Origin of the sequence: Streptomyces ochraceiscleroticus, assembly GCF_000720485.1 — a bacterium.
GTDB lineage: Bacteria > Actinomycetota > Actinomycetes > Streptomycetales > Streptomycetaceae > Streptomyces > Streptomyces ochraceiscleroticus.
The window spans coordinates 113,304-129,232 of the sequence record NZ_JOAX01000018.1; the positions used below are offsets into that span (position 1 = coordinate 113,304).

Consider the following 15,929-nt stretch of genomic DNA (forward strand, 5'->3'; position numbering starts at 1 on the left):
TCACCATGCGTACGGACCCTCGGCCGACGGCGGAGACCCCACGCCACCACCGGTTGAAAGGCTCCTTGGCGCATGGTTCACACCGCGGGCGGACCTGTGAGCAGGGGCAGATGGAAGTGACCGGCGGGGGCCGCGTCTGGTACCTCGTGGACACCACGCTCGACACCTGCTGGATCACGTACGCCGGCACGGCGCATCCGCGTGCCACGGACCGTCGGTGAATCCGCTCGGTCGCCTCACCTCATGATCGCCCGTTTCAGCCGCGGAGTCAGCGGCCGTTCCACGAAGCGGTACAGGCACCACGCCAGGGCGAGCATCGCCACCAGGACCAGGGGGAACGTCGCCGCGGCCGGCAGGCCGAGGTCCTGGTGGAGGAGGTGTACGGCGACCCAGCCCAGGTGTTCGTGGATGAGGTAGAAGGGGTACGTCAGGGCGCCTGCGACCGTCAGCCAACGCCAGTTCGCCCAGCGGAGTTTGCCCAGGGCGATGGCCGCGATCATGAGGTAGCCGAGGGTGATGACGGCGACGATGCCGAGGGAGGGGCGGTAGGAGAACGCGTCGGGCAGGTCGGCCGGGTGCCAGAGGCGGGAGACCGCGTAGTGCTGGCCGAGCAGCCAGCTCACCACGACGATCGCCCAGCCGGCGGTGTCCCGGCTGCCGTAGCGGTGGATCAGGTAGAAGCCGATGCCGCCGATGAAGAACGGCGCGTACTCGGGCATCAGGACGATGTCGAGAACGGAATTGTCCGCGGCCTCGGCGACGACCGCTGCCAGGGTCCAGCCGGCGCAGAAGAGGGCGACGCGGCCGCGGGTGGCGCCCGGCAGGACGACGCAGAGCGCGAAGAGCGCGTAGAAGCGCATCTCGGCCCAGAGCGTCCAGCAGACGCCGAGGACGCGGTCCACGCCCAGCGGCATCTGGAGCATGGTGAGGTTGGTCAGCGCGTCGGTCGGGGAGACCGCCTCGTATGCCACCCAGGGGAGGGCGAAGACGACCGTGACCAGGATGACCGCCGCCCAGTAGGCGGGGAAGAGGCGGGAGACGCGGCTCGCGAAGAACGCCCGGAGCGGGCGTCCCCAGCCGCTCATGCAGATCACGAAGCCGCTGATGACGAAGAAGATCTGGACGCCGAGGCAGCCGTACGCGAAGAAGCCCGACGCGGTCGGGAACTGATACGCGGGCGAGCTGCCCCAGGCGTCGCCGATCTCGCCGTCCCGGCCGCCGTAGTGGTACGCGGCGACCATCAGGGCGGCGAGCAGGCGCAGTCCGTCCAGGGCGCGCAGCCGGGTGGGGCCGGCTCCGCGCGAAGGAACGACAGGTACAGGCGCTCCCGTGGTGCGGGGGAGCGTGGGGGGAGCCGGTGCGGTCGTCATCCGAACGCGGCCCGCTTCTTCAGCCGGCGCTGCACGGAGCGGGCGCGCCGGGCGACCTTCCGCACCGTGGGATTGCGCGGGATGAACGCGAGCTGGACCGGGACGCCGCCGGGCAGCGCCAGCGCGGTGAGCCGGCGGCGCTTGAAGTAGCGCCAGGTCGACTCGTCCAGGTGGGCCGAGAGGTAACGCTCGGCTGCCGGGCGCAGGTCCGGGTAGATCTGGTGCTGCATCGCGTACCCGACCGCCTTGACCAGGCCGGTCAGTTCGCGCGCCACCTCGCCCTCGGTGGGCGGCGTCCAGCGGGCCACCGCGCTCGCGTCGGCCAGCGGCGGCAGCAGCGCGTCGACGATCGTGACCGGGACGCGATTGCTGTTCTGGTACGGCGCGAGGCGCTCCAGCAGCAGGTCCGTGCCGATCCGCGCCGCGGGCAGGCCGTAGAACGCGGTGGCGGTCAGCAGCGCGGTCGAGAAGCAGCCGACGACCAGCGCGGGCTTGAGGCGCTGGTACAGCACCTCGGCGAGCTGCGGCGTGTCCAGCACGGTCAGCTCGGCGCCCAGCCGCTCCGCCTCCTGCTCCAGGACGCGCGACCAGCGCGCGGGCGCGGTCGGGTGCGGCTTGAAGACCACCTGCCGGTGGCCCAGGTCCACGGCCCCGCGCAACATCTGGACGTGCAGCTCCTCCTCTTCCTCGGGGGTGAGGATGGAGAGCGCGGAGAGGTACTGGCCCAGCAGCAGGGCGCCGCCCTCGGCCGGTACCGCTGCCGTACCGCCCTGCTCCGCCGCCTCGGCGAACTCGGCCAGCTCGGCGAGGACGGCCAGGAACGGCTCGGTCGGCACGGTCTCGGCGGGCACACCGAACTCGGTGAGGAGCAGCGGCTTCAGGCCGGGCACCAGGTCCAGGTGGAGCAGCCGCCGGATGCGGGTGCCGACCAGCGGGTCGAGCTTGGAGCGGGTGGGGCCGTAGCTCATCAGGCCGTCGGCGTAGACCTCGACCGGCGCGCCCTGGAAGATCTGGCAGAGGGCCAGGGCCGGGTTGACCTGGATGGACTCCACGATCAGCTCGACCGGGGAGTCACCGAGGTCCCACAGCAGCCGCAGGTGGCGCTCCCACAGCGGGGCGTCGTCGCCGCGCGGGGACCAGCCGCCGGGGTGGAACGGGCTGATCGCCTCGTTCCAGGACCGTACGTCGTCGAAGCGGCCGCGCAGCCGCTCGAAGCCCGGCATCCCGTCCAGCGACGGGGTGGTCTCGGGGCACGCCGCGTTATTGCTGACCAGCAGGATCCGGCGACCGGCCGGCTCGAAGCGGTCGGCGTCCAGGGCGGCGGCCAGCGTGGCGGCGCCGTACAGCGTGGACGCGAAGAAGATCTGCGTACGCGGCCCGGCGGGCAGCGGGGAGAATCCGGCGGCGGACATCAGGCGGCCACCTCCGCCGGGACCGGCTTGCGGCGGAGCCTACGCAGCCGGGAAGCGCGCTGTACATCCATGGAATCGAGGGCTTCCTTCAATACGTCCTGCGGCATTCGCTTCAATGCCGCGGCACTCATCGAACGCAATTTACGGGCCACCTGCGGCTCAAAGCGTTCGATCGAACCGAGGTGGTGGGAAATGATCGCGCAATACGTCCGGACCGCCTTCGGCAGCAGCACCGCGGCGTCCCGGTCCTTGGCCGTCTCCTCGATGACCTGGTCGAATGCGCGGATGAAGTCGAGCTGGCGGACGTCGCCGATCTGGGTCAGCGACGAGGCCACGCCGCGGCGGTAGAACACGCCCAGCATCCCGAGCACCGCCATCGACTTCGCCTCGCGGTGCAGCCGCCAGATCCACGGCCGGTCCTCGGCCGTGCGCAGCCCGTGACGGAAGTGCAGCAGCCCGTCGTCCAGCAGCCGCCGGTGGTACATCCCGGCCCAGGCGAACGCGTAGTCCACGGAAGTGGAGCGGTCGGCGGGCAGGATCAGCTCGCGCGGGTCCAGGACGACGTTGCGGCGGCCGTACGGCACCCGGTGCACGGAGCGTGCCCGCGCCGTGCACTGCACGTGGTCGGTGCGAACGAAATCGCAGCCGAGTTCTTCGATTGCGCCGAGGAGTTCCTGGTAATAACCGGGCGCCAGCCAGTCGTCCCCGTCCAGGAAAGTGATGTATTCACCGCGGGCCGCGTCCAGGCCGGTGTTCCGGGCGGTGGCCAGGCCGCCGTTCTGCTCGTGCCGCAGCAGCCGGGCGCCCGGGAGCTCGCGCTCGGCGCGCTCCAGAATCTGCGGCGTCCCGTCGCGCGAGCAGTCGTCGACGAGAAGGAATTCGAAGTCGTCACGGGCATTGGCCGCGAGACTTCTCAGGGTGTCGGGCGCGTATGTCTGCACGTTGTAGAACGGCACGATGACGGAGAGCTTAACCACTCAGGAGACGTTAGGTGCGGCTCCGGCATTCGTCTTTGCCGTATGGGGGCGCTTGGGTGAACGAAGAATGGCGGAATGGTTAACCACCCTTTCCGGCCTGCCGGTTCGCCGTTCGTCGATGTGCTGTTAACCCTTTGTTGCGCCCTGGTTGGCCCGCGAATCGAAATGCCTTCCTAGCGTCTTCGACGTGCCATCACGTACACCTTCTCAGCCGCGGGTCGCGGTGCTCGCCGACTCGGACACCCGGTGGAAATGGGGCGCCCTCACGGCGCACCGTCTCCAGCCCGGCTGCCGGCTCGACGGCTTTCTGCTCCGCGGCCGCGCCACGCCCACGGTCCGCCAGCTCGACGAGGTCGGGGCCCGGGCGGACGCGCTGCGCGAGATCCGCGGGGTCGACTTCGTACGGTCCGTCGACCGTACCGGCTACGACGTGGTCCTGCTGTCCTGCGTGGGCGGCGCGGTGCAGGCGATGCTGCACGGCCTGGCCCGCGCCTGGGAGGGCAGCGCCCGCCGCCCCGTCGTCGTCACCGGCTACGTCGGCGTGGTCTACGAGAAGCTCGCCGACGGGCTGCTGCTGCGGCACGGCGCCGACGTGGTGCTCGCCAACTCCGGCCACGACGCGGACCGCTTCCGCGCGGTCTACCGGGGCGTCAACGCGGACGAGCGCAGCGTCGTGGAGTGCGCGCTGCCCTTCCTGGGCGGCGCCCGCCACGAAGGCGGCAGCGAGGTACGCACCGTCGTCTTCGCCGTCCAGCCCTCCGTGCCCGACAACCGCAACGACCGCGCCTACCTGCTGCGCCGCGCCGCCGAGCACGCCCGCCGGCACCCCGCCCGCGAGGTGCTGATCAAGCTCCGCAGCAAGCCGGGCGAGCACACCACGCACATCGAGGAACTGCCGTACCAGAAGATCGCGGCGCGGGTCCCCGGCGGCCTGCCCGCCAACTGCCGCCTGGTGTACGGGAACATGGGCGAGGTCCTGGACCGCACCGACCTGATGGTCACGGTCTCCTCGACCGCCGCGCTGGAGTCCCTGCACCGCGGCGTCCCCACCGCCGTCCTCACCGACCTCGGCATCCGCGAGGCGCTCGGCAACCACCACTTCCTCGGCTCCGGCTGCCTGGCCTCGTGGGACGAGCTGGACGCCGGGTATCTGCCCGAGCCGGACCCGGAGTGGCTGGCCCGCCAGGGCGTCTGCGCCGACGGCTCGTACGAGAACGCCTTCGACGCGGCCCGCGCCCGCGTCACCGAGCTGCGCGAGGCCGACGCGCTGCCGCCGCTCGCCCCGTACTACACGCCCCGCACGGCCCCCGGCTATCTGCCCGGCATCCTCGCCCGGCACGGCCTGGACGCGAGGGGCGAGCCGCTGCCCGGCTACACCGCCGAGGCCGCGGAGCCGACGGGACTGCGCCGGATGGCCCGCGACACCGTCCGCGAGGCGGCGCGCGGCGCCTACCGGCACGGCGTCCAGCGCGTCGCCCCCGCCATCCGCCGCTGGGGCCAGCTGTGAACTCCCCCTCTACCGGTCTCCGGAAGGAGCCTGAGATGCCGCAGACCGACCGGCCCACCGTGGTGGCCGTCATCCCCGCCAGAGGCGGATCGAAGGGCGTGCCCGCCAAGAACCTGGCCGCCGTCGGCGGCGTGCCGCTGGTGGCCCGCGCCGTGCGCGAGTGCCTGGCGTCCCGCCTGATCACGGATGTCGTGGTCTCCACGGACGACGACGCGATCGCCGCGACGGCACGCGGCGCGGGCGCCGTGATCGTCCGCCGCCCCGGCGCCATCGCCGGCGACACCGCCACCAGCGAGGCCGCCGTCCTGCACGCCATGGACGCGTACGAGACCGAGCACGGCACCGCCGTCGACGCGGTCCTCCTCGTCCAGTGCACCAGCCCCTTCCTCGCCCGCGAGGACATCGACGGCGTCGCGTCCGCGGTCGTCGAGCAGGGCGCCGACTCCGCGCTGACCGTCGCCCCCTTCCACGGCTTCGTGTGGCGGGACGCGGCGGACGATTCGGACGCCGCGGCCCGGACCACCGGCACCCGCAGCGCCGAGGGCGGCGCGGCGACCGTGACCACCGTCGGGACCGAGGCGGGCGGCTACGGCGTCAACCACGACAAGTCCTTCCGGCCGCGCCGCCAGGACCGCCCCCAGGACCTCCTGGAGACCGGCGCCGCGTACGCCATGGACGCGGCCGGCTTCCGCACCGCGGGCCACCGCTTCTTCGGCCGTACCGAACTCGTGCGCACCGACCCGGCCCGCGTGCTGGAGGTCGACGACCCGCACGACCTGGCCCGCGCCCGCGCCCTCGCGCCCCTGCTGGACGGCCCACGGCCGGGCGCCCTGCCGACCCGCGACGACATCGACGCGGTCGTCATCGACTTCGACGGCACCCAGACCGACGACAGGGTGCTGATCGACTCCGACGGACGGGAGATCGTCGCCGTGCACCGCGGCGACGGCCTGGGCATCGCCGCTCTGCGCAAGGCGGAGCTGAAGATGCTCATCCTGTCCACGGAACAGAACCCGGTCGTCGCCGCCCGGGCCAGGAAGCTCAAGATCCCGGTCCTGCACGGCATCGACCGCAAGGACCTCGCGCTCAAGCAGTGGTGCGAGGACCAGGGCATCGCGCCGGAGCGCGTGCTCTACGTCGGCAACGACGTCAACGACCTCCCGTGCTTCGGCCTCGTCGGCTGGCCCGTGGCGGTCTCCAGTGCACACGACGTCGTGCGTGGCGCTGCACGCGCCGTCACCTCGACTCCCGGAGGAAACGGCGCGATCCGCGAGATCGCCTCGTGGATCCTCGGCCCGTCTCTCTGAGCCGCACCCACCACCCGTAGCCCAGAGAACCCCTAATGAAGAAGGAACTCTCCAAGATGACCAGCAACAACCGCGTTCGCACCATCGGTGACCGCCTCGTCGGCCCCGGCCACCCCGTCTACGTCACCGGTGAAATCGGCATCAACCACAACGGCGACCTGGAGAACGCGTTCGCGCTGATCGACGCCGCCGCGGACGCCGGCTGCGACGCCGTGAAGTTCCAGAAGCGCACCCCCGAGGTCTGCACCCCGCGCGACCAGTGGGAGATCGAGCGCGACACCCCCTGGGGCCGGATGACCTACATCGACTACCGCCACCGCGTGGAGTTCGACGAGGACGGCTACCGCGCCATCGCGGACTACTGCAAGAAGCGCAACATCCACTGGTTCGCCTCTCCGTGGGACGTCGAGTCGGTCGCCTTCCTGGAGAAGTTCGAGGTCCCGGCCTACAAGGTGGCCTCCGCCTCGCTGACCGACGACGAGCTGCTGAAGGCCATGCGCGCCACCGGCCGTACGGTCATCCTCTCCACCGGCATGTCCACCCCGAAGCAGATCCGCCACGCGGTCGAGGTCCTGGGCAGCGACAACATCCTGCTCTGCCACGCCACCAGCACCTACCCGGCCAAGGCCGAGGAGCTGAACCTGCGGATGATCAACACCCTGCAGGACGAGTACCCGAACGTCCCGATCGGCTACTCCGGCCACGAGACCGGCCTGCAGACCACCCTCGCCGCCGTCGCCCTCGGCGCCACCTTCGTCGAGCGCCACATCACCCTGGACCGCGCCATGTGGGGCTCGGACCAGGCGGCCTCCGTCGAGCCGGGCGGCCTGACCCGCCTGGTCCGTGACATCCGCACCATCGAGGAGTCCCTCGGTGACGGCGTCAAGAAGGTGTACGAGAGCGAGCTCGGCCCGATGAAGAAGCTCCGCCGCGTCGCGGGCGTCGTCGCCGAGACCGAGGCCGCCGAGGCCGACCGCGAGCCGGTCTCGGTCTGAGCAGAGAGCACGACGACACCGTGAGCGCAGCAGACGGGGCCCAGCGCCCTGTTACCGCGGCCGGACGTGGGGGTCCGGCCGCGGGGACGGCCGGGCGTGGAGGCCCGGCTGCGGAGCCGGCCGGGCGCCCTGACTCCCGCAGGACGGCCGGCCGCCGCGGGCGGGCGTCCCGGCGGAACTCGGACGCCGCCGGGTCGACCCTCGCCTTCGTCGAGAGCCCTGTGCAGCTGCTCAACGTCCTGGAATGGGTGTACACCGAGCAAGCGGTACAGGCCGGCGCCGTCACCGTCGTCGTGCTCTCCCCGCACGACCCGATGACCCGCGGCCAGCTCCGCCGGATGGCGGAGCTGGCCCGGGACGAGGGCTGCACGGTCCGCTGGGAGGAGGCGCGCGGCGGCGCGGCCGCCCCCCTGCGGACCATCGGGGGCCTGACCCCGCTGCTGCGCCGCGCCCGCCGCATCGTCATCGGCGACCCCTTCTCGCGCTACGTCCAGCTCCTGCTGACGCTGGCCCGCGCCCGGGACCTCGTCGTGGTCGACGACGGCACCGCGACCATGGAGTTCATCTCCCAGCTCGCGCGCGGCGAGCGGCTGGTGCGCTGGCACCGCAGCGGCGGCAGCCGGGGCCCGCGCGACCTCGTCTTCGCGCCGTTCTCCGCCACCGCACGCCGCCGGCTCACCCCCGTACCCGACAGCGACCGCCGTACGGTCGGTGTCTTCTCTTCGATGCCCGTCGAGCCCCCGCCGGGCGTGACGGTCACCGCCAACGACTTCGCCTGGACCCGGGCCCGCTTCGGCCCGCCCCGGCTCACCCGCGGCACCGACATCGTCGGCACCTCCCTCGTGGAGACCGGCGTCGTCGACCCGGACCACTACCTCGCGGCCGTCCGCGCCCTGGCCCGTACGCACGGCGCCACCCGCTACTTCGCGCACCGCAGGGAGAGCGCCGAGAAGCTGCACGCGCTGGCCGCGGCCACCGGCCTGGAGATCGTCCGGCCCGACCTGCCGCTCGAACTGATCGCCCGGCGCGGCCCGATCGGCCGCACGATCCTCAGCTTCCCGTCCACCGTGGTGCACACCCTGCCGCTCGCCCTCGTCGGCACGGGCGTGAAGGTCGCGGTGTGCGACGTGGACCCCGCCTGGCTCACCACCAAGGCGTCCCCGCGCGCGCAGGGATTCCTCTCCGGCGTCACCGGCACCGCCCGTGACGTGCAGCGACTCACCTACGCGGGGAGCTTCTGACGGCCTGCGGCCCGGCGCCGGGGCCGGCCTCGCGGACACGGTCGGGGTTTGGGATTCGCCGATACGTGAAACCCTTGGTCATACCCCCTCGATGACCTGTCCATGCGCCGGGCGGCCTAGATTGTCTTCCCCTAACGGGCTGAACTTTTGTTGATCGACGGACAGTTGCCCCGCTCGGCCCCGTAACCTTCAGCGGGTGAACCAACTGATGTCCCGCGGACCCGAAGCCGATGCCAGCCCCGTACACGGTTCCCTGCCCGGAGCGCTCACCGAGGACTTGCGCGCCGAACTCATCGCCTTCCGGCGGGACTTGCACATGCATCCGGAGCTGGGGAACCAGGAGTTCCGGACCACAGCGGCGCTGCGGGCGCGGCTGGAGAAGGCCGGCCTCGCCCCACGGGTGCTGGACACCGGTACGGGGCTGATCTGCGACATCGGCAGGGACCCCGGTACGACACCGGCCGCCGGGCGCCCCATGCTCGCGCTGCGGGCCGACATCGACGCGCTGCCCATCCCGGACACCAAGACCGTCGACTACCGCTCCACGGTGCCCGACCGCGCCCACGCCTGCGGCCACGACGTGCACACCACCGTCGTGCTCGGCGCCGGGCTGGTACTGGCCGACCTCGCGGCCCAGGGCCTGCTGCCAGGGCCCGTACGGCTGCTGTTCCAGCCCGCCGAGGAGGTGCTGCCCGGCGGCGCCACCGACGCGATCGACTGCGGCGTCCTGGAGGGCGTCGGCCGCATCCTCGCGGTGCACTGCGACCCGAAGGTCGAGGTGGGCCGGATCGGGCTGCGGACCGGCGCGATCACCTCCGCCTGCGACCGGCTGGAGGTCGCGCTGGAGGGCCCCGGCGGCCACACGGCCCGCCCGCACCTGACCACCGACCTGGTCACCGCCGCGGCGCGGGTCGCCGTCGACGTGCCCTCGCTGATCGCCCGCCGGGTCGACGCCCGCGCCGGGCTCGCCGTGACCTGGGGCCGCCTGGAGACCGGGCACGCGTGCAACGTCATCCCGCAGCGCGCCGAGCTGTCCGGCACGGTCCGCTGCCTGGACCTGGAAGCCTGGCGGCAGGCACCGGACCTGGTCTACGCCGCGATCGACGAGATCGCCACGCTGCACCGCGCCAAGTCCCAGATCACGTACGTGCGCGGAGTCCCGCCGGTGGTCAACGAGCCGATGACCACCTCGCTGCTGCAGAACGCCATGGCGGCCCGCCGCGGCCCCGAGTCGGTGGAGGACACCGAGCAGTCCCTGGGCGGCGAGGACTTCTCCTGGTACCTGGAGAAGGTGCCGGGCGCGATGGCGCGGCTGGGCGTGAAGCCGGTCGGCGACCCGACCGGACGCGACCTGCACCAGGGCGATTTCGACGTGGACGAAGAGGCGATCCGGGTGGGCGTGGAGCTGTTCACCGCCGCCGCGCTGCTCGACCGCAACGCGCTGTAGACACAGCCGTCGGCCGCGCTTCGCGACGATCCGATAACGGCTTCCAGACACCCCTTTATCTGGCATCTACGCGCGTTACGATGCGGCGGAATCAGCGCCGTAGGAGGCGCTACGAGCCGAAGGGGACCCCTCGTGCGCCGGGTAACCAAGATCGCTGCCGCGGGTATAGCCTCCGCGGCCCTCGCCTGTTCGCTGACCGCATGCGGTGAATCCTCCACGGAGGCCGCCGGCAAGGACAAGGGCGTCGGCCTCGCCTTCGACGTCGGCGGCCGGGACGACCACTCGTTCAATGAGGCGGCCGCCCGCGGCACCGACAAGGCCGTCAAGGAACTGGGCGTGAAGTCCAAGCTGATGACCGCCAAGAACGGCGAGACGGAGGCCGACCGCGAGCAGCGGCTCACCTCCCTCGCCGAGGCCGGGTTCAACCCCGTCATCGGCGTCGGCTTCAACTACGGCAACTCCGTCAACAAGGTCGCCAAGAAGTTCCCCAAGACCACCTTCGCGGTGGTGGACTCCGCGTCCACCGCGAAGAACGTCTACGGCATCAACTTCTCCGAGAACGAGGGCTCCTACCTCGCCGGCGTCGCCGCGGCCCTGAAGACCAAGACCAAGAAGGTCGGCTTCATCGGCGGCGTGAACAACGCGCTGATCCAGAAGTTCCAGGCCGGCTTCGAGCAGGGCGTCAAGGACACCGACCCCAAGGTCAAGGTGACCTCGCAGTACCTCTACGCCAACGACGACAAGGGCTTCAACGACCCGGCGGCCGCCAAGGGCAAGGCCAAGGGCATGCTCGACGACGGCAAGGACGTCATCTACACCGCCGCCGGCCAGTCCGGCGCCGGCTCGATCGAGATGGTCGCCGCCAAGAAGGGCGCCTGGGCGATCGGCGTGGACTCCGACCAGTACGCGCAGCCGGGCCTGGCCAAGTACAAGGACCACATCCTGACCTCCGTCGTGAAGAACGTCGACGTGGCGGTCTACGACGTGATCAAGAGCGTCGAGGACGGCAAGCCGCTGCACGGCACCGTCCACCTCACGCTGAAGCAGGACGGCGTCAGCCTGGCCACCTCCGGCGGCTACATCGACGACCTCAAGGGCGAGCTGGACGCGGCGAAGAAGCGGATCGTCGACGGCAAGGTCAAGGTCGCCGAGAACCCCGCCAAGTAAGAGCTCCACGAGCATGTGTCCGAGGGCGGGGCCCTGCACCGCCCCGCCCTCGCTCCTTCTCTCCGAGGAGAGTGCGCCATCACAGCGTCCAGCAGCCCCCCGGCAGAGCGCGCCCCCGCCGCGGCCCCTGCCGTCGAACTCCGCGGCATCACCAAGCGGTTCCCCGGCGTCGTCGCCAACCACGACATCGGCATCACCGTCCGGCGCGGCACCGTGCACGCCCTGGTCGGGGAGAACGGCGCGGGCAAGTCCACCCTGATGAAGATCCTCTACGGCATGCAGAAGCCGGACGAGGGCACCATCGCGATCGACGGCGAGCAGGTGAGCTTCGCGAGCCCCGCCGACGCCATCGCCCGCGGCATCGGCATGGTGCACCAGCACTTCATGCTCGCCGACAACCTCACCGTCCTGGAGAACATCGTCCTGGGCGCCGAGAAGCTGCACGGCATCGGCGCGGCGGCCCGCAAGGCCGTCCTCGAGGTCTCCGACCGGTACGGCCTGAACGTACGCCCCGACGTCCTGGTCGAGGACCTCGGCGTCGCCGACCGGCAGCGCGTGGAGATCCTCAAGGTCCTCTACCGCGGCGCCCGTACGCTCATCCTCGACGAGCCGACGGCCGTGCTGGTCCCGCAGGAGGTCGACGCGCTCTTCGACAACCTGCGCGAGCTCAAGGCCGAGGGCCTCACCGTCCTCTTCATCTCGCACAAGCTGGGCGAAGTGCTCTCCGTCGCCGACGACATCACCGTCATCCGGCGCGGCACCACCGTCGCCTCCGTGGTGCCGGGGGAGACCACTCCCAAGCAGCTCGCCGAGCTGATGGTCGGCAGCGAACTGCCCTCCCCGGAGACCCGCGAGTCCACCGTCACCGACACCCCGATGCTGACGGTCGACGGGCTGCACCTGAGCGCCACCGACCCCGACGGCGTCGCGCGCGCCGTCCTGGACGGCATCGGCTTCACCATCCACAAGGGCGAGGTCCTGGGCATCGCCGGCGTCGAGGGCAACGGCCAGGCCGAGCTGGTCGAGGCCATCATGGGCATGCGCGACCCGGACGGCGGCACCATCACCCTGGACGGCGCGGACATCAGCCACGCGCCCACCCGCAAGCGGCGCGAGGACGGCATCGGCTACGTCCCCGAGGACCGGCACCGGCACGGCCTGCTGCTGGAGGCCCCGCTCTGGGAGAACCGCATCCTCGGCCATGTCACCGAGAAGCCCAACTCCAGGGGCCGGCTGCTGGACCTGAAGGCGGCCCGCGCCGACACCGAGCGGATCGTCACCGAGTACGACGTCCGCACCCCCGGCATCGAGGTCACCGCGGCCTCGCTCTCCGGCGGCAACCAGCAGAAGCTGATCGTCGGCCGCGAGATGAGCCACCACCCCAAGCTGCTGATCGCGGCGCACCCGACGCGCGGCGTGGACGTCGGCGCGCAGGCGCAGATCTGGGACCAGATCCGCGAGGCCCGCCGCGAGGGCCTGGCCGTCCTGCTGATCTCCGCGGACCTGGACGAGCTGATCGGCCTCTCCGACACCCTGCGGGTGATGTTCCGCGGCCGGCTGGTCGCGGACGCGGACCCCGCCACGATCACCCCCGAGGAGTTGGGCTCGGCCATGACCGGCGCCGCCAGCGGCCATCTGGAACACGCCGAGGACGGCGCGGAGACCGGGGGAGGTGCGGCGGAGTGAAGAAGATCGACCGTACGAAGCTGACCCTGGGCATCGCGGCCCCGGTCCTCGCCATCGTCGCCGCCCTCCTCATCACCTCGGTGATCATCCTGGCCACCGGCAAGGACCCGCTGCACGCCTACGCCGTGATGGTGGACTTCGGCTCCAAGAGCGACAGCCAGGTCTGGATCATCAACAAGGCGGTGCCGTACTACCTCTCCGCGCTGGCCGTGGCCATCGGCTTCCGGATGAACCTCTTCAACATCGGCGTGGACGGCCAGTACCGCATCGCGGCCTTCTTCGCCGCGGTCGTCGGCGGCGCGCTCACCCTGCCCGGCTTCCTGCAGATCCCGCTGATCATCATCGTGGCGATGCTGGTCGGCTCGGTCTGGGCGGGCATCGCGGGCGTACTGAAGACCACCCGCGGGGTCAGCGAGGTCATCACGACCATCATGCTGAACTCCATCGCGGCCGCCGTGATCGGCTACTTCCTCCAGGAAGGCCGGCTCGCGGTCAAGGACGGCAACCTCTTCCACACCCCGGACCTGCCGGCCTCCAGCCACTTCTTCACGATCCCGACCCAGCCGGACCCGCTCGACGGCTTCCTCGTCGTCGCGGCCGTCGTCGGCGTCGCGTACTGGTTCGTCCTCGGCCGCACCCGCTTCGGCTTCGACCTCCGTACGGTCGGCCGCTCGGAGTCCGCCGCGCAGGCGGGCGGCGTCAGCGTCAAGCGCATGGTCATCACGTCCATGCTGCTCTCCGGCGCCGCGGCGGGCCTGATCGGCATGCCGACGCTGCTCGGCGTCTCGTACAACTACGGCACCGACTTCCCCGTCGGCATCGGCTTCACCGGCATCGCCATCGCGCTGCTCGGCCGCAACCACCCCCTCGGCATGGCCGCCGGCGCGCTGCTGTGGGGCTTCCTGGAACGCACTGGCACCCAGCTGGAGTTCGAGGACTACGAGCAGGAGATCGTCGGCGTGATGCAGGGCGTCATCGTGCTGTGCGTGGTCATCGCCTACGAAGTCGTACGCCGCTACGGCCTGCGGATCCAGCAGCGCAAGGTCGGCGAGGAGCTCGCCGCGCAGGCCCGCAAGACCGACAAGGCGGAGGTGTCCGCGTGAGCCAGAACCTCACGGCCCCGGTCGCGAAGGACCCCGGCGGCAAGGGCGGCAGGCTCGCCGCCGCACGCACGAAGCTGACCTACCCCAAGGTCCTGCTGATCATCGCGGGCGCGCTCGTCCTGCTCTCCCTCCTCCGGGTCGTCACCGGCGCCACCGACCTCACCGGCTCCGGCCAGTACACCGCGGCCCTCAACGCCGCCGTGCCGATCGGCCTCGCGGGCCTCGGCGGCCTGTGGGCCGAGCGCTCCGGCGTCATCAACATCGGCCTCGAAGGCATGATGATGCTCGGCGCGTTCTCCGCCGGCTTCGTCGGCTGGGAGTACGGGCCCTGGGCGGCGGCGCTGGCCGGCATCCTCGGAGGCGCGCTCGGCGGCCTCATCCACGCCATCGCCACCGTCACCTTCGGCGTCGACCACATCATCTCCGGCGTCGCCGTCAACATCATGGCGCTCGGCCTCACCCAGTTCCTCGCCAAGCTGTGGTTCGGCGCCGAGGGCAGCGCGGCCGCGCAGGCGGGCGGCAACGACAAGCAGTCCCCGCCGATGGACGACATGCCGACCTTCACGGTCCCCGGCCTCTCCGACTGGCTGCTGTCCATCGAGAAGCACCACTGGTTCCTGGTCTCCGACCTGGCCGGCATCCTCGGCTCGCTGGTCACGAACGTCTCCTGGCTCGCCGTACTGGCCGCGGTCGTCTTCGTGCTCAGCTTCTTCGTCCTGTGGCGCTCGTCCTTCGGGCTGCGGCTGCGGTCCTGCGGCGAGAGCCCGGTCGCGGCCGAGTCCCTCGGTGTCAACGTCTACACGTACAAGTACGCGGCGGTGATCGTCTCCGGTGCGCTGGCCGGCCTCGGCGGCGCGTTCCTCGCCATCTACGTGCACATCTACCAGGATGGCCAGACCGGCGGCCGCGGCTACATCGGCCTCGCCACCATGATCTTCGGCAACTGGCGGCCCGGCGGCGTCGCCATGGGCGCGGGCCTCTTCGGCTTCATGGACGCCTTCCAGCTCCGCGGCGGCGGCACCACCGTGCACGCGCTGCTCCTCCTGCTCGCGGTGCTGCTCGTCGGCCTCGCGGTCTGGAAGCTGCGCGGCGGCCACCGCCTCCAGGGCATCGCCAGCATCGCCGTCGCGGCCCTGCTCGCCCTCTGGTACGCCACGACCGACACGGTCCCGCTGGAAATCGTCTCCGTGGCGCCCTACATCGCTACGCTGCTGGTCCTGTCGCTGGCCGCCCAGCGGCTGCGGGCACCGAAAGCCATCGGCAAGGCGTACCGAAGGGGCCAGGGCAAGTGACCGACGTACAGCGAGGGGGCTCGCGCACGTGACCGAAGCTCCCGACTGGGAGAAGCTGCGCGAACGGGCCCGGGACGCGATGTCCCGGGCCTACGCGCCCTACTCCGGCTATCCCGTCGGTGCGGCGGCCCTCGTGGCCGACGGCCGCACCGTCACCGGCTGCAACGTGGAGAACGCCTCCTACGGCCTCGGCCTGTGCGCCGAATGCGGCCTGATCTCCGAGCTGTTCGCGACCGGCGGCGGCCGGCTCACCGCGTTCGCGTGCGTCGACCGGTACGGCAAGGTCCTGATCCCCTGCGGCCGCTGCCGCCAGCTCCTGTACGAGCACGGCGGCCCGGACCTCATGATCGACACGGAGTCCGGCATCCGCCCGCTGTCCGAACTCCTCCCGGACGCCTTCGGCCCGGAACACCTGTCCCGCTGAC

Annotated in this window: 13 protein-coding genes; 10 read left to right on the top strand and 3 right to left on the bottom strand. The window is 71.4% G+C overall.

Annotated features, from left to right (window positions below):
• Positions 1-236: 236 nt before the first annotated feature.
• The 3 genes from IG84_RS0122350 to IG84_RS0122360 are packed head-to-tail and all read right to left on the bottom strand — an operon-like array spanning position 237 to position 3,759.
• The gene (locus IG84_RS0122350) at positions 237-1,370 is read right to left on the bottom strand and encodes an acyltransferase family protein (protein WP_031060058.1); all 1,134 of its coding nucleotides are present in this window, start codon (positions 1,368-1,370) and stop codon (positions 237-239) included.
• Positions 1,367-2,782, bottom strand: a complete 1,416-nt coding sequence (locus tag IG84_RS0122355) for a polysialyltransferase family glycosyltransferase (protein ID WP_051862226.1) — start codon at positions 2,780-2,782, stop codon at positions 1,367-1,369. Before IG84_RS0122355 ends, IG84_RS0122350 begins: the two co-directional genes overlap by 4 nt.
• The gene (locus tag IG84_RS0122360) at positions 2,782-3,759 is read right to left on the bottom strand and encodes a glycosyltransferase family 2 protein (RefSeq protein ID WP_031060065.1); all 978 of its coding nucleotides are present in this window, start codon (positions 3,757-3,759) and stop codon (positions 2,782-2,784) included. The genes IG84_RS0122355 and IG84_RS0122360 overlap by 1 nt, the downstream gene beginning before the upstream one ends.
• Positions 3,760-3,946: 187 nt before the next feature.
• Here IG84_RS0122360 and IG84_RS0122365 point away from each other — a divergent pair, with 187 nt between their 5' ends.
• The 10 genes from IG84_RS0122365 to IG84_RS0122410 all read left to right on the top strand — a co-directional run bounded on the left by IG84_RS0122365 (position 3,947) and on the right by IG84_RS0122410 (position 15,928).
• A complete protein-coding gene (locus IG84_RS0122365; protein WP_037800738.1) occupies positions 3,947-5,266 on the top strand; it encodes a DUF6716 putative glycosyltransferase in 1,320 nt (439 codons plus the stop codon).
• Between the two features lie 35 nt (positions 5,267-5,301).
• Positions 5,302-6,573 carry an acylneuraminate cytidylyltransferase gene (locus IG84_RS0122370; protein ID WP_031060071.1) on the top strand — a complete coding sequence of 424 codons (1,272 nt, stop codon included), beginning with the start codon at positions 5,302-5,304 and terminating at the stop codon, positions 6,571-6,573.
• 56 nt (positions 6,574-6,629) lie between these two features.
• The gene (locus tag IG84_RS0122375) at positions 6,630-7,568 is read left to right on the top strand and encodes an N-acetylneuraminate synthase family protein (protein ID WP_031060073.1); all 939 of its coding nucleotides are present in this window, start codon (positions 6,630-6,632) and stop codon (positions 7,566-7,568) included.
• A gap of 221 nt (positions 7,569-7,789) precedes the next feature.
• Entirely contained in the window at positions 7,790-8,809 is a 1,020-nt protein-coding gene (locus tag IG84_RS0122380; protein WP_051862228.1) for a hypothetical protein, read from the top strand.
• Between the two features lie 208 nt (positions 8,810-9,017).
• On the top strand, positions 9,018-10,256 hold the full coding sequence (locus IG84_RS0122385) for an amidohydrolase (protein ID WP_031060078.1): 1,239 nt from the start codon (positions 9,018-9,020) through the stop codon (positions 10,254-10,256).
• A gap of 132 nt (positions 10,257-10,388) precedes the next feature.
• Positions 10,389-11,423: a BMP family lipoprotein gene (locus IG84_RS0122390; RefSeq protein WP_031060081.1), complete on the top strand. Its 1,035-nt coding sequence runs from the start codon at positions 10,389-10,391 to the stop codon at positions 11,421-11,423.
• A 15-nt stretch (positions 11,424-11,438) separates the two neighbouring features.
• The gene (locus tag IG84_RS0122395; RefSeq protein ID WP_382467365.1) at positions 11,439-13,109 is read left to right on the top strand and encodes an ABC transporter ATP-binding protein; all 1,671 of its coding nucleotides are present in this window, start codon (positions 11,439-11,441) and stop codon (positions 13,107-13,109) included.
• Positions 13,106-14,212 carry an ABC transporter permease gene (locus IG84_RS0122400; protein WP_031060086.1) on the top strand — a complete coding sequence of 369 codons (1,107 nt, stop codon included), beginning with the start codon at positions 13,106-13,108 and terminating at the stop codon, positions 14,210-14,212. The genes IG84_RS0122395 and IG84_RS0122400 overlap by 4 nt, the downstream gene beginning before the upstream one ends.
• The gene (locus tag IG84_RS0122405; RefSeq protein WP_031060091.1) at positions 14,209-15,504 is read left to right on the top strand and encodes an ABC transporter permease; all 1,296 of its coding nucleotides are present in this window, start codon (positions 14,209-14,211) and stop codon (positions 15,502-15,504) included. The genes IG84_RS0122400 and IG84_RS0122405 overlap by 4 nt, the downstream gene beginning before the upstream one ends.
• Before the next feature lie 79 nt (positions 15,505-15,583).
• Entirely contained in the window at positions 15,584-15,928 is a 345-nt protein-coding gene (locus IG84_RS0122410) for a cytidine deaminase (RefSeq protein WP_078649222.1), read from the top strand.
• Position 15,929 lies beyond the last annotated feature (1 nt).